Source organism: Streptomyces sp. NPDC032198 (assembly GCF_040636975.1).
Lineage (GTDB): Bacteria > Actinomycetota > Actinomycetes > Streptomycetales > Streptomycetaceae > Streptomyces.
Window position 1 is genome coordinate 594,326 of sequence record NZ_JBEZVL010000001.1, and the last position, 18,768, is coordinate 613,093.

General features: G+C 70.2%; 16 protein-coding genes. 10 read left to right on the top strand and 6 right to left on the bottom strand.

Translation table 11 applies throughout. From position 1 onward, the window contains the following. The first annotated feature begins 163 nt into the window (after positions 1-163). The 4 genes from AB0E78_RS02795 to AB0E78_RS02810 all read left to right on the top strand — a co-directional run bounded on the left by AB0E78_RS02795 (position 164) and on the right by AB0E78_RS02810 (position 4,942). The gene (locus tag AB0E78_RS02795; RefSeq protein WP_190081452.1) at positions 164-1,018 is read left to right on the top strand and encodes an ABC transporter permease subunit; all 855 of its coding nucleotides are present in this window, start codon (positions 164-166) and stop codon (positions 1,016-1,018) included. Positions 1,019-1,143: 125 nt separating this feature from the next. Beyond that, positions 1,144-2,007 (top strand): carbohydrate ABC transporter permease, encoded by an 864-nt coding sequence (locus AB0E78_RS02800; RefSeq protein ID WP_361828486.1) that lies wholly within the window; start codon positions 1,144-1,146, stop codon positions 2,005-2,007. Positions 2,008-2,088: 81 nt separating this feature from the next. Continuing rightward, positions 2,089-3,726, top strand: coding sequence for an extracellular solute-binding protein (locus tag AB0E78_RS02805; protein WP_361827326.1), 1,638 nt, complete (start codon positions 2,089-2,091; stop codon positions 3,724-3,726). A gap of 160 nt (positions 3,727-3,886) precedes the next feature. Then, positions 3,887-4,942, top strand: a complete 1,056-nt coding sequence (locus AB0E78_RS02810; protein WP_361827329.1) for a LacI family DNA-binding transcriptional regulator — start codon at positions 3,887-3,889, stop codon at positions 4,940-4,942. 36 nt (positions 4,943-4,978) lie between these two features. On the opposite strand, the gene AB0E78_RS02815 is transcribed toward AB0E78_RS02810, so the two are convergent. Together AB0E78_RS02815 and AB0E78_RS02820 are read right to left on the bottom strand one after the other, a co-directional pair. After that, the gene (locus AB0E78_RS02815; RefSeq protein ID WP_361827332.1) at positions 4,979-5,803 is read right to left on the bottom strand and encodes an alpha/beta hydrolase; all 825 of its coding nucleotides are present in this window, start codon (positions 5,801-5,803) and stop codon (positions 4,979-4,981) included. Further along, entirely contained in the window at positions 5,800-6,429 is a 630-nt protein-coding gene (locus tag AB0E78_RS02820) for a DUF998 domain-containing protein (RefSeq protein WP_361828488.1), read from the bottom strand. Before AB0E78_RS02820 ends, AB0E78_RS02815 begins: the two co-directional genes overlap by 4 nt. A 187-nt stretch (positions 6,430-6,616) precedes the next feature. Between AB0E78_RS02820 and AB0E78_RS02825 the strand changes: the two genes are divergently transcribed. The 3 genes from AB0E78_RS02825 (at position 6,617) to AB0E78_RS02835 (ending at position 10,828) form a co-directional block, all read left to right on the top strand. Beyond that, positions 6,617-7,105 carry a hypothetical protein gene (locus AB0E78_RS02825; protein WP_361827335.1) on the top strand — a complete coding sequence of 163 codons (489 nt, stop codon included), beginning with the start codon at positions 6,617-6,619 and terminating at the stop codon, positions 7,103-7,105. Positions 7,106-7,239: 134 nt separating this feature from the next. Continuing rightward, entirely contained in the window at positions 7,240-8,958 is a 1,719-nt protein-coding gene (locus AB0E78_RS02830) for a multicopper oxidase family protein (protein WP_361827338.1), read from the top strand. 115 nt (positions 8,959-9,073) lie between these two features. Then, on the top strand, positions 9,074-10,828 hold the full coding sequence (locus AB0E78_RS02835; protein WP_361827341.1) for an NAD+ synthase: 1,755 nt from the start codon (positions 9,074-9,076) through the stop codon (positions 10,826-10,828). A 57-nt stretch (positions 10,829-10,885) separates the two neighbouring features. Here AB0E78_RS02835 and AB0E78_RS02840 read toward each other — a convergent pair whose 3' ends face one another. The 4 genes from AB0E78_RS02840 to AB0E78_RS02855 all read right to left on the bottom strand — a co-directional run bounded on the left by AB0E78_RS02840 (position 10,886) and on the right by AB0E78_RS02855 (position 15,685). Continuing rightward, a complete protein-coding gene (locus AB0E78_RS02840) occupies positions 10,886-12,100 on the bottom strand; it encodes an MFS transporter (protein WP_361827344.1) in 1,215 nt (404 codons plus the stop codon). A 138-nt stretch (positions 12,101-12,238) separates the two neighbouring features. After that, on the bottom strand, positions 12,239-13,261 hold the full coding sequence (locus AB0E78_RS02845; protein WP_361827346.1) for an endonuclease/exonuclease/phosphatase family protein: 1,023 nt from the start codon (positions 13,259-13,261) through the stop codon (positions 12,239-12,241). 174 nt (positions 13,262-13,435) lie between these two features. Beyond that, positions 13,436-14,035 carry a TetR/AcrR family transcriptional regulator gene (locus AB0E78_RS02850; RefSeq protein WP_361827349.1) on the bottom strand — a complete coding sequence of 200 codons (600 nt, stop codon included), beginning with the start codon at positions 14,033-14,035 and terminating at the stop codon, positions 13,436-13,438. A gap of 57 nt (positions 14,036-14,092) precedes the next feature. Next, on the bottom strand, positions 14,093-15,685 hold the full coding sequence (locus AB0E78_RS02855) for an MFS transporter (protein WP_361827352.1): 1,593 nt from the start codon (positions 15,683-15,685) through the stop codon (positions 14,093-14,095). Positions 15,686-15,841: 156 nt separating this feature from the next. Here AB0E78_RS02855 and panB point away from each other — a divergent pair, with 156 nt between their 5' ends. From panB to AB0E78_RS02870, 3 genes are all read left to right on the top strand, one after another. Further along, complete coding sequence (panB, locus tag AB0E78_RS02860) at positions 15,842-16,732, top strand: 3-methyl-2-oxobutanoate hydroxymethyltransferase (RefSeq protein ID WP_361827355.1); 891 nt, start codon at positions 15,842-15,844, stop codon at positions 16,730-16,732. A gap of 192 nt (positions 16,733-16,924) precedes the next feature. Continuing rightward, the gene (locus AB0E78_RS02865) at positions 16,925-17,944 is read left to right on the top strand and encodes an ATP-binding cassette domain-containing protein (RefSeq protein ID WP_361827358.1); all 1,020 of its coding nucleotides are present in this window, start codon (positions 16,925-16,927) and stop codon (positions 17,942-17,944) included. After that, positions 17,941-18,768, top strand: coding sequence for an ABC transporter permease (locus tag AB0E78_RS02870; RefSeq protein ID WP_361827360.1), 828 nt, complete (start codon positions 17,941-17,943; stop codon positions 18,766-18,768). Before AB0E78_RS02865 ends, AB0E78_RS02870 begins: the two co-directional genes overlap by 4 nt.

The following is an 18,768-nucleotide window of genomic DNA, read 5'->3' on the forward strand; positions in this document are numbered from 1 at the left end:
TTCCGACGACGGAGGGGCTGCCGTGCCAGCGGTGACGAAGGACCGGACGGAAACCGAGGCGGTGAAGCCGCCCGGCGAGCGCAGTAACCGGCCAAAAGGCAACAAACTCAAGCGTGATGAGCGATGGAAACGGTTTCACTCCTCGCGAGTCCTGCTGCTGCTCATGGTCCCGGGAGTCGCGTACTTCCTGGTGTTCCACTACGGCGCGTTCATCGGGAACGCCGTCGCCTTCAAGGAATACGTGCCCTTCGACGGCCTCTGGGCCAGCCCCTGGGTCGGCTTCGAGAACTTCGACCGAATGTTCGGCGACCCGGACTTCTGGCACGCGACCTGGAACACGCTCTTCCTCGCGGTGCTCCAGCTGGTCTTCTTCTTCCCGGTCCCGCTCGGGCTCGCCCTGCTCCTGCACAGCCTGACCTCGGACCTGACACGGCGCTTCGTGCAGTCGGTGGTCTATCTGCCGCACTTCCTGTCGTGGGTCATCGTCGTGGCGCTGTTCCAGCAGGTGCTCGCCGACACCGGCCTCCTCAACTCCGTCCTTGGGCAGGCGGGTCTGCACTCCGTCGACATCATCGGCAACCCGGACGCCTACCCGGCGCTCGTCGTCGCGCAGGTCGTCTGGAAGGACGCCGGCTGGGGCACGATCATCTTCCTCGCCGCGCTGATGCAGGTGGACGAGCAGCAGTACGAGGCCGCCGCCATCGACGGGGCGGGCCCCTGGCGCCGCTTCTGGCACGTGACGCTGCCGTCGATCCGGCCGGTCGTCATCCTGCTGCTGATCATGCGGCTCGGCGACATCCTCTCCGTCGGCTTCGAACAGATGCTGCTGCAACGGCAGTCGGTCGGGCCGGAGGCCGGCGAGGTGCTCGACACCTTCGTCTTCTGGCAGGGCATCGTCGGCGGCGACACCGGTTACGCCGCGGCGGCGGGCCTGTTCAAGGGCGTGGTCGGCGCGATTCTCGTCTTCGCGGCCAACAAGGTCGCCCATCGCCTCGGCGAGCAGGGGGTCTACAAGTGAGCACGAAATCCGCTGTCGCGGCACGGCCCAAGAACCCCGAACGCCCCGAACGCCCCGAACGCCCCACGCGATCCTTGCGCCCCACACGCCCCGGGAAGCCGATGCGCCCCGTACGCCCCTCCTGGATGGAGAAGCCGAAGCCGGTCACCCAGGTGGCCAAGGCCCTGGCGATCGTCACCATCCTGGTCATGGTCTTCGTGCCGTTCCTGGTCATCGTCTCGACGTCGTTCGCCTCCAACCGCGAGGTCATCGACAACGGCGGCTGGGTCCTGTGGCCCACGCACCCGACCCTGCGCGCCTACGAGCAGGTCTTCGAGGGCGGCATCGTCACCAAGGCGCTCGGCGTGAGCGCCGCCGTCACGATCATCGGCACGCTCGCCTCACTGGCGTGCACGACGTTCCTGGCGTACGCGCTGAGCCGCCCCAAGGTGTACGGCGGGAAGCCGATCCTGCTGATCGTCCTGTTCACCTTCCTCTTCCCACCCGGCATGATCCCCGCGTTCCTGCTGGTCAAGGGCATGGGAATGCTCGAGAGTTACAGCGCGCTGATCGTCCCCGTCCTCATCAACGTCTTCAACCTGGTCGTCCTGCGCGGCTTCTTCCAGGGCGTTCCCGAAGAGCTGTACGAGGCGGCGCGGCTCGACGGCGCGAACGACTGGCAGATCCTGTGGCGGGTCGTGCTGCCGCTCTCCAAGGCGGCCCTCGCGGTCGTCGGCCTCTTCTACGCGGTGAGCTACTGGAACGCCTGGTTCCATGCCTCGATCTATCTGGAGTCCGACCACTGGCCGCTCCAGCAGGTCCTCCGTACGTACGTCATGGGCGGCTCGCAGATCGCGGACACCGGGCTGAGCGACGCGTCGAACGTGTCGGCCCCGCAGACGATGCAGATGGCCGTCCTGGTGATCGCCACCGTGCCGATCCTGATCGTCTACCCCTTCCTGCAGAAGTACTTCACCAAGGGCGTGCTCACGGGCGCCATCAAGAGCTGAGCCAGTTCCTCAGGTGCTGAGCCCATTCCGCTGAGCCAATAACCCGGGTTTCGAAAGGTTGTCACTGTGTCCGGTTCCTCGATGTCGCGCCGTACGCTGCTGCGCTCCATAGCCGTCGGCGGGGCCGCGGTCGCGGCCCCCTCCCTGCTCACCGCGTGCTCCACGGATTCGAGCGGCGGCGGTTCGGTCAGCAACGCCAACAAGAAGGCCACACCGTGGCCGACGTACACGCCCGCCAAGGGCCCGAAGCCCGACCTCGCCCCCACCACGGCGGGGGTACAGCCCGGCTTCACCAAGTACCCCGGGAAGCTGGTCACGGCGACGGCCGAGAAGCCGGGCGACGGCAAGCAGAAGATCAAGGTCATGACCATCACCTACGGCACCCCGCCGAAGCCGGCCGGATCGAACAAGTACTGGCAGGCGATGAACGAGGCGCTCGGTGTCGAGGTCGAGTTCTCGGTCGTGCCGGACGCGGACTTCCGCTCCAAGATGTCCACGCTGATGTCCGGCGACGACCTGCCCGACATGATCAACTTCGGTGGCGGGTACGTCCTGCCGCGCGAGTCGCAGTTCGTGAAGTCGCGGTGCGCGGACCTCTCGGAGTACCTGTCCGGCGACGCGGTGAACGACTACCCGAACCTCGCCAACATCCCCACGTACGCGTGGGAGGGCATGGGCCGCGTCTCCGGCGGCATCTACGGCCTGCCGGTCGAGCGCGCCAAGGTGCAGGGCGCGATGTTCATCAACCGCGAGGCCTTCGACAAGGCGGGCTACAAGCCGGGCATGGCGGCGGCCGACTTCCAGACGATGGCCAGGGAGGCCTCGCGGGACAAGAAGTCCGCGCTCGGCGCCTCGTCGGTCGGCTTCTTCGGCTACCTCTACCACGCGATGTGGCACGGCGCCCCGAACCAGTGGCAGATCAAGAACGGCAAGGTCACCGACATGTTCGGGACCGACGAGTTCAAGGCCGCGCTCGAGTACATGGCGAAGATGCGCAAGGCGGGCTCGTACAACTCCGACGCCACCTCGATCTCCCAGGTCGACCTCAAGACGCAGTTCTACAACGGCACGGTCCGCTCGATGACGGACGGCTGGGGCGCGGTCATCTCCAACGCGCAAGGCATCAAGGACGAGTTCACGCTGGACGCGGCCGTGCCGTACGTGGTCGACGGCGCGACGCCCGTCTACCAGCAGAACCGCGGCTGTTTCGGCTACACCGTCATCAAGAAGGCCTCCAAGGACCGCATCAAGCTGATGCTGCGGGTCCTGGACTGGCTGGCGTCGCCGTTCGGCTCCAAGGAGTACGAGCTGATGCACTCCGGGGTCGAAGGCACGCACTTCGAGTACGACAAGAACGGCGACCCGATCCCCACCTCGCTCGGCCTGGTGGAGAACCGGACGAACCTCCCCTTCGCCTACCTGATGGACGCGCCGCAGCCGCTGTACTTCCCGGGCTACCCCGATCTGACCAAGCGGCTGCACACATGGGAGAAGGCGGTCGTGCCGAACCTCGTCCGTGACGACCACTGGGGCCTGATGTCGGACACGTACAACCGGCAGGGCGCGTCCATGCAGCAGGTCATCGAGGACGGTGTCACGGCGATCGTCTCGGGCCGCAAGAAGCTGTCCGACTGGGACGCCGTCTACAAGAAGTGGCAGACGCAGGGCGGCGAGAAGGCCCGCGAGGAGTTCGCGAAGGAGTACGAAGCCGCGCACTGATCCGGCGCGGGCGCGGGATGATGGGTCCGGGGCGGGCTGCCGTGGGGGCAACACCGCCCCGGATACTGCTACTTGACCCGGGCACGGCTACTGGATCCGGGCACGCGCCCCTGACCGGGTGCTGCTACATGAACCGGGTACTGCTACATGAGGAGACACAGTGGGTGAGCGGGTCACCATCCGCGATGTGGCGGCGCGGGCGGGCGTCTCGGTCGCGACCGTCTCGCGGGTCCTCGCGGGCAACTACCCGACGTCGACGGCGTCGCGCGCGAAGGTGCTGCGGGCCGTCAAGGACCTCGACTACGTGGCCAACGCGCACGCGCGCGCGTTGGCGGGCGCGGGCCGCAAGACGATCGCGGTGCTCACCTTCGACGTGGTGAGCTCCTTCTTCGCCCATGTCGCGCAGGGCGTGGAGATGGAGGCCGCCCAGCGGGGCAGGCTCACGCTGGTCGCGTCGACGGGCAGTGATCCGGGCCGCGAGCTGGCCCTGGTGCAGATGATGCGCGAGCAGGCCGCCGAGGCGGTGGTGCTCGTGGGCGGGGTCATCGAGGACGACGAGTACCGCGAGCGGATGGCGCGGTACGCGGAGGCGCTGGCCGCGGCGGGCTCCCGGCTGATCCTGTGCGGGCGTCCCGCGCCGGCGCCGGACGTCCCCGCGCTGGTCGTCGAGTACGACAACGAGGCGGGGGCGCACGCGATCACGAGCCACCTGCTTGGCGCGGGCCACCGCAAGATCGCTCTGATCGGCTACCAGCCCGGCCACACCACGGGCGACGCCCGGGTCGCCGGGTACCTACGCGCGCTTGCCGACCACGGGGTGCCGCGCGAGGAGGCGATCCTGCACGGCATCGGCTTCGGACAGAACCACGGTTATGAAGCGATCATGGACCTTCTTAAGAAGGCGGACGGAAAGCCGGACTTCACGGCGGTGTTCGCGGGCGACGACAGGGTGGCGGCGGCCACGATGATCGCGCTGCGGGAGTACGGGCTGCGGGTCCCGGAGGACGTCTCCGTGGTCGGCTACAACGACGACCCCGTGGCGGCGGACATCAGCCCCGGCCTCACGACCGTGCACATCCCCGCGGAAGAAATGGGCCGCACGGCGGTCCGCCTCGCCCTGGCGGGCTCCCCCCGAGCGGGCCAGGAACGCCACCTCCTGGGCACCCACATCGTGATCCGGGAGAGCGTACGGGGGCTGCGGGGAGGCGGGGCGTAGGGGGCTGGGCCGTTGCTGCCGCGTGCCCGCGGCGGTTCACGGGGTGCCGCTGGGCCCCGTGGTCAGTACCGCATCCGCCACGTCCCCCGGGGCGTCCCGCATGACGAGGTGGCCCGAGGGGGTTGCCACGTGGAAGGTTGCGTTGAGGGAGGTGGCGAGCGAACGCTGGCGGGCGAGCCAGCCGCCCGCGCCGTCCGCGTACGCCGCGAGGACCGTCGCCCGGAGTCGGGGCGGGAGGGGGGAGGCACGGCGAAGGGCGGTGAGTTCGCGCGCCGCGTCCACGTACGTCGCGTACTCGAGCAGAGCTCCCTGCCACACACGGCTCACCCCGTAGACCCGCCGCACCAGCCCCGCCGACGCCACGTCACCCCGCACCGCCGCCCTCCGCACCGCGGGCCCCACCGCCCGTGGCAGCCCCGCCCCGCCCAGTACCGTCCCGCCCACCCGGGCCGCCCCCACCCGCACCCGGCGCGGGACCCGCACCTTCGGCTGTTCCTCGACGCTGGAGTCGAGGAGGACCAGGCCCGACGTGCGCTTCGGATGGAGGCGGGCGAACGCCTCGCAGTGGAAGCCCGCGAGGGAGTGCCCGACCACGGTGGCCGGTCCCGCGAGGCCGAGCGCGTCGAGGATCCGCAGGATCCGCTCGGCCTCGCCCGCAAGCGTGGGCGGCACGCGCGCGTGCCCGCTCAGCCCCGACCCCGGCCGGTCGAAGCGGACGACGGTCCGCGACGGGGCAAGGATCTCCACCACCGCGTCCCAGTCGAACCACGCGAGCCCGAGCCCCGCGCTCAGCACGCACACCGGCCCGCTCCCCGTCACCCGCACGTGGTGCGGAACTCCCCCGATCCGTACGAAACTCATCCGCGCCGCACCACCGTCCTCGCGAGGAACCCCAGCCAGACCGCGATCAGCAGTACTTGGAGCCGCTGCCCCATCCCCAGCGCCCACGTGCCGTACCCCGCGTCGAAGGCAGCGATGGAGGCCAAGGTCCAGACGGTGGCGGCCAGTTCGAGGAGCAGGAGAAGGAGGCCGGTGGAGTCCGCGAGGGAGGGCAGGAGCCCGTGCCTCCGCGCGGCGAGCGTCAGCGCCACCATCCCCACCAGCGCCCCCGTCACCGCGACACTGCTGCTCACCACGTGCGCCGCGTGCGTCGCGGGCAGGAGCCCCGCCCGCTCCCTGGCCATGCAGTCCGCGTCGGCGGTAGGCGCGCAGCTCATGGACAGCCGGGAGTCGACCGCGGTGGCCGCCCCGAACAGCGCGAGTCCCGCCCACCCCACGACCGTGCTCCACCGGCGCGGCAGCCACAGCAGCGCGCCCGCCGCGCCCGCGAGGATCAACAGTCCGGCGGTCAGGTCGGTCGTGCGGAACAGCGTGCTGAACGGCTGGTCCCGGGCCGCGAGTTCACTCACGTACGACGTCAGCGGCGAGAGTCCCGTGCCGAGGAAGGCTTCGAGGATCCATGCGCTGTAGGCGACCGCGCCGAGCATGAGGAAGGCCGACACGGCGACGGAAGCGGAGAAGGAGGCGACATCGGGTCCGGGCTCCTCGCGACACGCGACAGACCCGACCGGAGCGACTTGTGCCACTTTGTCCGTACTTGTCATGGGCTCATGATCAGTCGAGCACCGGGGGCCCGCATGTCGCGGAATACCCGCCGGGGGTAAGGTTCCGCCCATGGCGGCCCTGAAGAGATCAGCGAACGGCAAGCAGCTCCTGCTGCTCACCGCGCTGCTCTTCGGCATCGTGACGATGCATACGCTGGGCCATCCGACAGGCCACTCGCCGAGCTCCACGGCATCCGTGGCGACTCACTCGTCGAGCGCCGCAGCGGATCTCTCCGCGAGCCACGACCGCGGCCCCGAACAAGACGTCGGCCGACACCAGATGAGCGAGACGGGCGCGACGGGCGCGACGACCGTGAGCGCCTCGGGCGCGACCGCGAGCGACCCGGCTATGCCCGGGATGGACGGGATGGACCCCCTGTCCGTCTGTCTGGCCGTCCTCGCCGCCCTCACCCTCGTCCTGCTCCTGAAGGCGGGCCTGCTGCGGCCCGGCGGCTTCGCCGTCCCCGTGCGTCCGCTCGCCCGGCTGCTCGACGGGCTGCGGCCCAATCCGCCGCCGCCCCGCATACTCCTCTCCCGCCTCTCGGTGCTGCGCATTTAGGCCGGCGCACCGGCTGCTTCGCACTGCCCGCGACCTGGCGGATCCCTGATGGGAACCTCCGGGCGTCGAGCGGTGTATCAGAAGCAGCAGATGCGCCCATCTGCACGCACCACTACGACGAGGTGTACTCAGCCATGCGCGATCAACCCCTGCGCACCCCTTCCCGCCGCACCCCTTCCCGCCGCACCCCTTCGCGGCGCGCCCTGCTCGGCGCCGCGACCGCCCTCGCCGGTTCGGGAATCCTGACGGCCTGCTCCGGGTCCGGCTCCGGTGGCGGCTCCGGCCACGCCGGACACGGCGGCGGCTCCGAGCCCGAGGGCTATGTCGACCCCTCCGGCAAGGAGGTCGCCGCCGCGGAGAAGAAGCGGACCAAGGACGGCGGCACCGTCCGTGAGGTGAAGCTCATGGCCACGCAGGCCAAGCTCGACCTCGGCGGCCGCACGGTCAGGACCTGGGCGTACGGCGACCGGCTCCCCGGCAAGGAGGTCCGCGTCACCGCGGGCGACACCCTCGCCCTCACGCTCGCCAACCACCTCCCCCAGGCCACGTCCCTGCACTGGCACGGCCTGGCCCTGCGCAACGACATGGACGGCGTCCCCGGCCTCACCCAGCAGAGCATCAAGCCGGGCGCCGACTTCACCTACCGCTTCGCGGTGCCGCACCCGGGGACGTACTGGTTCCATCCCCACTCGGGCACCCAGCAGGACCGCGGTCTGTACGCACCACTGATCGTCGACGACCCCAAGGAGCCCTTGAAGTACGACAAGGAGTGGGTCGTCGTCCTGGACGACTGGGTCGACGGCGTGGACGGCTCGACCCCGGACGCCGTCCTGGCAGAACTCAGCAAGGGCATGAGCGGCCACGACATGGGCGGCGACGACATGAGCGACGGGAGTGACTCAGGCGGCGGCATGGATCACGGCGGCGGCCACGACATGTCGCACATGTCCCTCCGCACGGACGCGTCCCCAGAACCCAGCACCAGCACCAGCACCAGCACCAGCACCAAGCCGTCAGGCCCCTCCCGCATGATGATGGGCGCCAAGAGTGACCTGCTGGGCGGCGACGCGGGCGACGTGGCCTACCCGCACTACTTGATCAACGGCCGCATGCCGGACGCCCCTTCCTCCTTCAAGGCCCGCCCCGGCGACCGCATCCGCCTGCGCCTCATCAACGCAGGCGGCGACACGGCCTTCCGGGTGACGCTCGGCGGTCACGAGATGACGGTGACCCACACGGACGGCTTCCCGGTGGAGCACGCGAAGACGGACGCGCTGCTCCTCGGCATGGGCGAGCGCTATGACGTCCTGGTCACCGCCAAGGACGGCGCGTTCCCGCTGACGGCGGCGGCCGAGGGCAAGAAGGCGGCGGCGCTCGCGGTCCTCCGCACGGGCGGCGGCGCGGCCCCCGCTCCCTCGACCCGCCCCAAGGAGCTGAAGGGCCGCCTCCTGACGGCGGACAAGCTGCGCGCCGCCCCGTCGGTGGCGCTCCCGTCCCGCAAGCCGGACCGCACGATCAGGATCCAACTGACCGGCGGGATGGCGAAGTACGACTGGGCGTTCGACAAGAAGCCCTACTCCCCCGACCGCCGCCACCCGGTCCGCGCGGGCGAGCGGGTCCGCCTGGTCTTCGCCAACTCGACGACGATGTGGCACCCGCTCCACCTGCACGGCCACACGTTCAGCCTGGCGAACGTGGCGGGCGGCCCCCGCAAGGACACCGCGGTCATCCTGCCGAACGGCACCCTGACGGTGGACTTCGACGCCGACAACCCGGGGCTGTGGATGATCCACTGCCACAACATCTATCACTCGGAGGCAGGAATGATGACGGTCCTCGGCTACCGCGGCTGACCGGCACCCCCAGGCGGGACGCCCCCCGCGGGGCGTCCCCCGGGGCGTCCTCAGTGGGGCGTCCCACACCCGCCCCGCAGGGCATCGCGTCGCTCTGACGATTACACTGGTCCTCGTGCCTCAACTACGCCTCGCCCTGAATCAGATCGACTCGACCGTCGGCGATCTCGCCGGGAACGTCGAGGCGATCGTCCATTGGACCCGGCACTCCGCCGAGCAGGGAGCGCACCTCGTCGCGTTTCCCGAGATGGCGCTGACCGGCTATCCCGTCGAGGACCTCGCGCTGCGGTCGTCCTTCGTCGATGCCTCGCGGGCGGCGCTGCGCGCGCTCGCCACGCGGCTGAACGACGAGGGGTACGGAGAGCTGCCGGTCATCGTCGGCTATCTCGACCGCACCGAGGAGGCCAAGCCGAAGTACGGCCAGCCCGCGGGCGCCCCGCGGGACGCCGCCGCCGTGCTGCACCGCGGCGAGGCCATCCTGACGTACTCCAAGCACCACCTGCCGAACTACGGCGTCTTCGACGAGTTCCGCTACTTCGTGCCGGGCGAGACCCTGCCGATCGTGCGCGTGCACGGCGTCGACGTCGCGCTCGCCATCTGCGAGGACCTCTGGCAGGACGGCGGCCGTGTCCCCGCGACACGCACCGCGGGGGCGGGCCTGCTGCTCTCCGTCAACGCGTCCCCGTACGAGCGGAACAAGGACGACCAGCGCCTGGAGCTGGTGCGCAAGCGCGCGCAGGAAGCCGGCTGCACCACCGCCTACCTCGCCATGATCGGCGGCCAGGACGAGATCGTCTTCGACGGTGACTCGGTCGTCGTGGACCGGGACGGCGAAGTCATCGCGCGCGCCCCGCAGTTCTCCGAGGGCTGTGTGGTCCTGGACCTGGACCTCCCGGCCGCCGCGCCGCAGCCGCCGTCGGGCATCGTGGACGACGGACTGCGCATCGAGCACGTCACCGTCTCCGATGAGCCCCTCGCCGCGTACGAGCCGGAACTCACCGGCGGGTACGCCGAGCGGCTCGACGACGACGAGGAGGTGTACTCGGCGCTGGTGGTCGGCCTGCGTGCGTACGCCGCGAAGAACGGATTCAGCAGCGTCCTGATCGGCCTCTCCGGAGGCATCGACTCAGCCCTGACCGCCGCGATCGCCTGCGACGCGCTCGGCGCGAAGAACGTGTACGGCGTCGCCATGCCGTCCCGCTACTCCTCGGACCACTCCATCGGTGACGCGGAGGAGCTGGCCCGGCGTACGGGTCTGAACTTCCGTACGGTGCCGATCGCCCCGATGTTCGACGCGTACATGGGGTCGCTCGGTCTGACCGGGCTCGCGGAGGAGAACCTCCAGTCGCGGCTGCGCGGCACGATGCTGATGGCCCTCTCCAACCAGGAGGGCCACATCGTCCTCGCGCCGGGCAACAAGTCCGAGCTCGCGGTGGGCTATTCGACGCTCTACGGCGACTCGGTCGGGGCGTACGGGCCGATCAAGGACGTCTACAAGTCCTTGATCTTCCGGCTCGCCGAGTGGCGCAACCGCGCGGCGCTCGACCGCGGCCAGACGCCGCCGATCCCGGAGAACTCCATCAGCAAGCCGCCGAGCGCGGAGCTGCGTCCGGGCCAGGTGGACACGGACTCGCTGCCGGACTATCCGGTGCTCGACGCGATCCTGGAGATGTACGTCGACCGGGACCAGGGCGCGGACACGATCGTCGCCGCCGGGTACGACCGGGAGCTGGTCGTGAAGACGCTGCGGATGGTCGACACCGCCGAGTACAAGCGGCGGCAGTACCCGCCGGGCACGAAGATCTCCGCGAAGGGCTTCGGCAAGGACCGGCGGCTGCCGATCACCAACCGCTGGCGCGAGTCCGTCTGACCCGGGGTGGGCCGGGACCGCACTGGTCCCGGCCCACCCACCGGAACCACCCCCGGATTACCCGGCGTGGGACGACTCCCGCACAGGCTCCCCCGAAGCCACGAGCCGCTCACTGCCCACCGAGGGCGACCGCAGGTCCACCAGGTACGCCACCCCGGCCACCCCGAGGCCCAGCACGGCGAGCGCCGCGCCCGTCAGCGCCGGGGAAGTGACCCCGAGGCCCGCGGCGAGCGCGAGGCCGCCGATCCAGGCGCCGCCCGCGTTGGCGAGGTTGAACGCGGCCTGGTTGGCGGAGGAGGCCAGGGACGGGGCCGCCGACGCCTTCTCCATCACCATGAGCTGCAGGGGCGAGCCCGTCGTGAACGCCGCCATGCCGAGCAGTGTCACCGCGATCGCCGCGCTCCACGCCGTACCCATCAGGACCGGGAACAGGGCGAGGACCACGACCAGCGCCGTGAGCCCGCCGAAGAGCGTGCCCCGCAGGGAGTGGTCGGCGAGACGGCCGCCGAGCAGGTTGCCCGCCGTGGCGCCGACGCCGAACAGCGCCAGGAGCAGCGTGACGCTGGACTCCGCGTAGCCCGCGGCGTCGGTCAGCATCGGCGTCACATAGCTGTAGGCGGAGAACAGCGCGCCGAAGCCCGCGACGGTCGTGCCGAGCGCGAGCCAGACCGGGACGCTGCCGAGCGCCCGGAGTTCCCCGCGCAGGCCGCCGCTCTCGCCGTGGCCGTGGTCGGCGGGGACGAGGAGCGCCAGCGAGGCGATCGCCGCGAGGCCGATCGCGCTGACCGCGAGGAACGTCGCGCGCCAGCCGAGCTGCTGTCCCATCGCCGTGGCCACGGGCACGCCCACGATGTTGGCGACGGTCAGGCCGAGGAACATGAGCGAGACCGAGCGCGCCTTGCGCTCGGGGGCCACCAGGCCGGTGGCGACGACCGCGCCGACGCCGAAGAACGCGCCGTGCGGAAGGCCGCTCAGGAAGCGGGCGGCCATCAGCCAGTGGTAGTCGGGGGCTGCCGCCGAGAGCGCGTTGCCCGCGACGAAGAGCACCATGAGGCCGATGAGGACCCGGCGGCGCGGCATGCGCGCGGTGACCGCGGCGAGCAGCGGGGCGCCTATGACGACACCCAGGGCGTACGCCGAGACCAAGTGCCCGGCGGTGGGGATGGATATGTCCAGGTCGTCCGCGACGTTGGGCAGCAGGCCCATCATCACGAACTCGGTCGTGCCGATGCCGAAGGCGCCCACGGCTAGGGCGAGCAGGGCCAGGGGCATGAAGAACCTTCCGGGGGAGCGCATGAGGGACTGGTGTTCCGTAAGTTTACGTACGGAACAAACCCTCTCGGGCCCAGTATTCCGCGAGGTTAAGAACGCGTGTGCGGCACGTGGCAGGAGGGACCCGGGGCTAGGGCCCTAGAGCTCCAGGCGTGCCGCGATCGGCAGGTGGTCGCTGCCCGTCTCCGGCAGCGTCCACGACGACAGCGGCTCGACGCCCTTGACCATGATCTGGTCGATGCGCGCCATCGGGAACGACGCGGGCCAGCTGAAGCCGAAGCCGTCGCCCGCCGCGCCCTGCGTGGACCGCATCTGCGAGGTGACCGCGTTCAGGGCCCGGTCGTTCATCGTGCCGTTCAGGTCGCCGAGCAGCACGACCTTGGAGATCGGCTCGTCGGCGATGGCCTCGCCCAGCGCGTCCGCGCTCGCGTCACGCTGGTTGGCGGTGAAGCCCGCGTCCAGCTTGACCCGCACCGACGGCAGGTGGGCGACATAGACGGCGACCTCGCCCTTGGGGCTTGCGACCGTCGTCCGCATCGCACGCGTCCAGCCCAGCTTGATGTCGACGGGCTTGGTGCCGGTCAGCGGGTACTTGCTCCACAGACCGACCGTGCCCTGCACCGAGTGGTGCTTGTACGTGCCGGCCAGCGCCTTCTCGTACGTCGGGACGGCGTCCGCCGTGAGCTCCTCCAGGGCCACGACGTCGGCGCCGGAAGCGGCGACGTCACGGGCGGTGCCGGACGGGTCGGCGTTCTCCGCGTTCACGTTGTGCGTGGCGACCGTCAGGTCGCCGCCCGCACCGGACTTGTCGGTGATCAGGCCGCCGAAGGAGCTCACCCAGATGATCCCCGGCAGCAGCACGGCGATCAGCGCGGTGGCGGACTTGCGGACGAAGCCGATGACGAGCAGCACCGGGACGAGGAAGCCGAGCCAGGGCAGGAACGTCTCGATGAGGCTGCCGAGGTTGCCGATGCCGTTCGGGATCTGGGCGTGGAAGAGCATCACCAGGGCGAGCAGCACCGCGAACCCGGCGGTGACGAGCCCACGCCGCCAGATGCCCCGGTCGTTCCGCCACCCGTCGACCAGGCGCCGGAACCGAGCCCCCTGGCGGCCGGGTTCCGAGCCGCCGCTGCCCGTCTCCGTCACATACGCCTGCGCCATACGCTCGTCGCCTCACTGCTGCCGTGCAACCGTCCTCGCCCCTGAAACCCTAGGCGATGATCGGGTGTCCTCCCCGCCGTCCGTGACGGCCGTACGGGACGAGGACGAGCGGCGCGGGGCGGCAGGTTCCGCATCTCGCCGCACAACGGGGCCGCTGTGACGAAACGCGCACATTCACCCCGTGGGCCGCAGTCCCGCGAGCACGGAGTCCACGATCCGCTCGGGGAGGTCCTCGTCGAGCGGGTCGTCGGAGCGCAGCACGGTGCGTACGAGCATGGGGCCGACGAAGAGGTCGTTGGCGAGCACGATGTCGATGTCGTCGCGGAGTTCGCCGTTCTCCATGCCGCGGCGCAGCACCTCGCGCATGACGCGGCGCTGGGGTTCGATGACGGTCGCGTGGTACGCCTCCCACAGCTTCGGCAGGCTCTTCATCTGCGCGAACACGTTGTGCAGGAGCGCGGAGGAACGCATGTTCACGCCGCGCCTACGCAGATGCTCCAGGCAGACGATGATGTCGCCGCGCATCGAGTCCCCGGCCAGCTCGGGCTGCGGGTCGTCGATGCCGCGCAGGATGTCGACGAAGAGTTCCTCCTTGCCGCTCCAGCGGCGGTAGATGGTGGCCTTGCCGACACCCGCCGTACGGGCGATCCGTTCGATGGAGAGGTCGGCGAGGGGCACACCGTCCTCGATCAGCTTCAGGACGCCCTCGACGATCGACCGCTCCACGGCCTCGCTGCGGGGGCGCCCCCGGACGCCTTTGGCGATGTGGACCACGTCAACTCCGTCTCTCCTCGTCCGTCGCTCTGCCGGGCCGATTCTCCCCCGTCCCGGTCAGCGCCCCGCGCCCACCGGGTCGGCCTCCGGCTTCTGGGCCTCGGGCTCCTGGGGCGTGCGGCCCGGCAGGAACAGGGCGACGACCACGACGCCGATCAGGGCGACGCCGGCACCGCAGAGCGCCGTGATGTGCATGGCGTGCAGGAAGGAGTCGTGGGCCGCTGTGACCAGGGGCTCGCCGCGCGGGCCGAGCTTGGCGGCGACGCCGAGGGTGGCCTCGATGGACTCGCCCGCGGTGTGCCGGATGTCGGCGGGCAGCAGGGTGAGCTTGTCCTCGACGCCGCTGCGGTAGGCCGCGGAGAGCACGGAGCCGAGCACCGCGATGCCCAGGGCGCCGCCGACCTGCCTGAAGGTGTTGCTCAGGGCGGAGGCGGAGCCCGCCTTCTCGCGGGGCAGCGCCTGCATGATGACGACACTGGCGGGGGTCATGATGTGCGCCATGCCGGTGCCCATCAGGAAGAAGATGACCTCCAGGATCCAGATCGGGGTGTCGGCCTCCAGGATCGTGAAGGCGGCGAGCATCGCGGCCAGGAGCAGCAGCCCGCTCGTGCACACGGCGCGGACGCCGAAGCGGTCGACGACGAGGCGGGCGCGCGGCGCGAAGATGAGCTGGGCCGCGGCGAGCGGCAGCATCAGCAGGCCGGTCTGCAGCGGCGAGTAGCCGCGCACGCTCTGGGTGTAGAAGACCGCGAAGAACGTCACGCCCATCAGCGCGAAGAAGACGAGCGCGAGGGAGCTGATCGCCGCCGAGAAGACGCGGTTCTTGAAGTACGAGATGTCGATGGACGGGTGGTCGCTGCGCTTCTCGTACAGCACGAAGCCGACGAGTACGGCGAGGCCCGCGACGATGGTCGCGAGAACGGCCGGGTCGGTGAAGTCGGCGAGCTGGCCGCCCTTGATGATGCCGTAGACGAGCAGGACGAGGCCGACGATGGACAGGCCCACGCCCATCAGGTCGATCCGGCCCGGCTTCGGGTCGCGCGACTCGGGCACGAGCCAGATCATCAGCCCGATCGCGATGATCACGATCGGCACGTTCACCAGGAAGACCGAGCCCCACCAGAAGTGGTCGAGGAGCACGCCGCCGGTGATGGGCCCGATCGCGATGGCGAGGCCGACGCCGCCGGCCCAGATGCCGATGGCCTTGGGCTGCTCGTCGCGCTCGAAGACGTTCATCAGGACGGCGAGGGTGGCGGGCATCACGAAGGCCGCGCCGAGGCCCATCACCGCGCGGAACAGGATGAGTTGGACCGGGGAGCCGGATTCGGCGGCGAGCGCGGAGCCGATGCCGAAGACGGCGAGGCCCGCGAGCAGCACCCGCTTGCGGCCGAGCCGGTCGCCGAGCAGTCCTGCCGTGAAGAGGAGCCCGGCGAAGACCAGGGTGTAGGAGTTGATGGCCCACTCCAGGTCACTCTGGGTGGCGCCGAGACCCGTGGGCTCCGGGGTCGAGATCGTCTTGATGGCGACGTTCAGGATCGAGTTGTCGAGCACCACGATCAGCAGGCTCAGCATCAGGACGCCGAGGATCGCCCACCGGCGCCGGTGAACGGCTTCCGGTATGCGTGGGGTGGTGACGGCTGGAGTAGTCATGGCCCCCACCCTAGGCCCATTTCGATACGAGACCGTCTCGTATTGTAAAGACTTTACCGAAGGGTCCACTAGCCGCCGGGCGGCACGCGATGCCACCATGGAGGTGATCCGGGGACGCCGTCAGGGCGCCTCGAGATAACAGAAGGAGCCGTTGCGATGACGCAACTTCCGGCTGCCCAGAACCAGCCCACTGGTCCCGCCGCGAGCCAGTCCACCGACAGCAGCAAGGCGCTGTACGGAGGCAAGAGCTCCCGCCGCATCACCGTGCGGGACATCACCGCCGCCAAGGAGCGGGGCGAGAAGTGGCCCATGCTCACCGCGTACGACGCGATGACCGCGTCCGTCTTCGACGAGGCGGGCATCCCCGTGATGCTGGTCGGCGACTCGGCGGGCAACTGCCACCTCGGGTACGAGACGACCGTGCCCGTCACCCTCGACGAGATGACCATGCTGTCCGCGGCCGTCGTACGGGGCACGTCGCGCGCCCTGATCGTCGGTGACCTGCCCTTCGGCTCGTACCAGGAAGGCCCGGTCCAGGCCCTTCGCTCGGCGACGCGCCTGGTGAAGGAGGCCGGGGTCGGCGCGGTGAAGCTGGAGGGCGGCGAACGCTCGCTCCCCCAGACCGAGCTCCTCGTCTCCTCCGGCATCCCCGTCATGTCCCACCTCGGCCTCACGCCGCAGTCCGTGAACACCATGGGCTACCGCGTCCAGGGCCGCGGCGACGAGGCGGCGCACCGTCTGCTGAGCGACGCGAAGGCCGCGCAGGACGCGGGCGCGTTCGCGGTGGTCCTCGAACTGGTCCCCGCGGAGCTGGCCGCCGAGGTCACCCGCTCCCTGCACATCCCGACGGTCGGGATCGGCGCGGGGGCGGCGTGCGACGCGCAGGTCCTGGTCTGGACGGACATGCTGGGCCTCACCGGCGGAAAGATGCCGCGCTTCGTGAAGCAGTACGCGGATCTGCGCGGCGTGATGAGCGGCGCGGCCAAGGCGTTCGCGGAGGACGTGGTGGGCGGGGCGTTTCCCGCCGCGGAGCACTCGGTCCACTAGGTCCATCAGGTCCACCCGTACCGCCAGTACCACCCGTACCGCCGGGTGCGCGCCGCGCGCCCGGTACATGAGCCATAGCGGCACCACCGGCAGCCCGTCGAACTTCCCCCGTCGACGGGCTGTCCGCCTGCCACCGACCGGGTGTAGGCGGCCTGTCGGTGGTTTGTCGGTGGCTGCTGCCACTCTTGCGGCATGACGCGAATCAACAACACCCCCGGCGGCGCAGGAAGCGCCGTCACCGTGAGGGGACTGGTCAAGCACTACGGCGAGACCAAGGCACTGGACGGCGTGGACCTCGACGTACGCGAAGGCACCGTCCTCGGCGTGCTCGGTCCGAACGGCGCGGGCAAGACGACCCTCGTCCGCTGCCTCTCCACCCTCGTCGTCCCGGACTCGGGCTCGGCCTTCGTGGCCGGGTACGACGTCGTGAAGCAGCCCCGCCAGCTCCGCCGGGTGATAGGCCTCACCGGTCAGTACGCGGCGGTGGACGAGAAGCTCTCGGGCCGCGAGAACCTGTACATGATCGGGCGGCTCCTCGACCTCTCCCGCAAGGAGTCGCGGGCGAAGGCCGACGCCCTCCTGGAGCGTTTCTCGCTCACCGAGGCGGCGAGCCGCCCCTCCAAGACGTACTCCGGCGGCATGCGCCGACGCCTCGACCTCGCGGCGTCGATGATCGGCAGCCCGTCCGTCCTCTATCTGGACGAGCCGACCACCGGCCTCGACCCCCGCACCCGCAACGAGGTGTGGGCCGAGGTCAAGCGCATGGTCGGTGACGGCGTCACCGTGCTGCTCACCACCCAGTACATGGAGGAGGCCGAGCAGCTCGCCTCCGAGCTGACCGTCATCGACCGCGGCAAGGTCATCGCCAATGGCGGCATCGACGAGCTGAAGGCGAAGGTCGGCGGCCGCACCCTGCGCATCCGCCCGGCCGACCCGCTGGAGCTGCGCCCGCTGGCCGGCGCGCTCGACGACATGGGCCTCACCGGCCTCGCCACCTCCACCGTGGACGCCGAGTCCGGCACGGTCCTGGTGCCGATCCTCAGCGACGAGCAGCTCACCGCCGTGGTCGGCGCGGTCACCGCGCGCGGCATCACGATCGGCTCGATCGCCACCGAACTGCCCAGCCTGGACGAGGTCTTCCTCTCCATCACCGGCCACAAGGCCAGCGCCCCGCAGGACGTCCGCCCCGAACTCGAGGAGGTTGCCGTATGAGCACCGCCACTCTCACGCCGCCCCTCCACCAGGGAGAGGCCGACGCCCGTATCGGGCTGCGCGACCACGTGCGCCACACCAGCGCCCTGGTCCGCCGCAATCTGCTCTGGATCCGCCAGGACCCCGAGTCGATGTTCGACGCGGTCCTGATGCCGATCGTCTTCACGCTCCTGTTCGTGTACGTCTTCGGCGGCTCCATCGGCCAGGCGCTCGGCGGCGGTCAGGACCAGTACGTGCAGTACGTGGTGCCCGGCATGATGGCGATGATGAGCATGAACATCGCCATGGCCGTCGGCACCGGCTTCAACCAGGACTTCCAGAACGGCATCATGGACCGTTTCCGCACCCTGCCGATCGGCCAGGGCTCGGTCCTCTTCGCCAAGATCGTGGTGGAGCTGATGCGGCTGCTCATCGCGACGACGATCATGATGATCGTCGGTGTCCTGGTGGGCTTCGACATCACGAACTGGGCCGGACTGTTCGCCGCCGTGGGCCTCTCCGCGCTCTTCGGCACGTCGATCATGTGGATCTTCCTGGTCCTCGGCGTCACGATGAAGAGCGCCCAGTCCGTGCAGGCGATGGGCTTCCTGGTCCTGATGCCGCTGCAGTTCGGCTCGTCGATCTTCGCGCCGACCCAGTCGATGCCGGGCTGGCTGCAGGGCTTCACCGACTACAACCCGCTGTCCTCGCTCGCGGACTCCGCGCGCGGCCTGATGGTGGGCGGCCCGGTCGCCCACGACGTCTGGGTGACGGTCGGCTGGTCGGTGGCGCTCACGCTGGTGATGGCGCCGATCGCGATCCACAAGTTCCGCACGAAGAGCTGA

Coding starts and splice junctions, on each gene's coding strand:
- AB0E78_RS02795 (WP_190081452.1), top strand. CDS start 164: ATGGTCCCGGGAGTCGCGTACTTCCTGGTGTTCCACTACGGCGCGTTC.
- AB0E78_RS02825 (WP_361827335.1), top strand. CDS start 6,617: ATGGCGGCCCTGAAGAGATCAGCGAACGGCAAGCAGCTCCTGCTGCTC.
- panB (WP_361827355.1), top strand. CDS start 15,842: ATGACGCAACTTCCGGCTGCCCAGAACCAGCCCACTGGTCCCGCCGCG.
- AB0E78_RS02845 (WP_361827346.1), bottom strand. CDS start 13,261: ATGGCGCAGGCGTATGTGACGGAGACGGGCAGCGGCGGCTCGGAACCC.
- AB0E78_RS02820 (WP_361828488.1), bottom strand. CDS start 6,429: ATGCTCGGCGCGGTCGCCTACAGCGCATGGATCCTCGAAGCCTTCCTC.
- AB0E78_RS02830 (WP_361827338.1), top strand. CDS start 7,240: ATGCGCGATCAACCCCTGCGCACCCCTTCCCGCCGCACCCCTTCCCGC.
- AB0E78_RS02815 (WP_361827332.1), bottom strand. CDS start 5,803: ATGAGTTTCGTACGGATCGGGGGAGTTCCGCACCACGTGCGGGTGACG.
- AB0E78_RS02855 (WP_361827352.1), bottom strand. CDS start 15,685: ATGACTACTCCAGCCGTCACCACCCCACGCATACCGGAAGCCGTTCAC.
- AB0E78_RS02870 (WP_361827360.1), top strand. CDS start 17,941: ATGAGCACCGCCACTCTCACGCCGCCCCTCCACCAGGGAGAGGCCGAC.
- AB0E78_RS02865 (WP_361827358.1), top strand. CDS start 16,925: ATGACGCGAATCAACAACACCCCCGGCGGCGCAGGAAGCGCCGTCACC.
- AB0E78_RS02805 (WP_361827326.1), top strand. CDS start 2,089: ATGTCGCGCCGTACGCTGCTGCGCTCCATAGCCGTCGGCGGGGCCGCG.
- AB0E78_RS02840 (WP_361827344.1), bottom strand. CDS start 12,100: ATGCCCCTGGCCCTGCTCGCCCTAGCCGTGGGCGCCTTCGGCATCGGC.
- AB0E78_RS02800 (WP_361828486.1), top strand. CDS start 1,144: ATGGAGAAGCCGAAGCCGGTCACCCAGGTGGCCAAGGCCCTGGCGATC.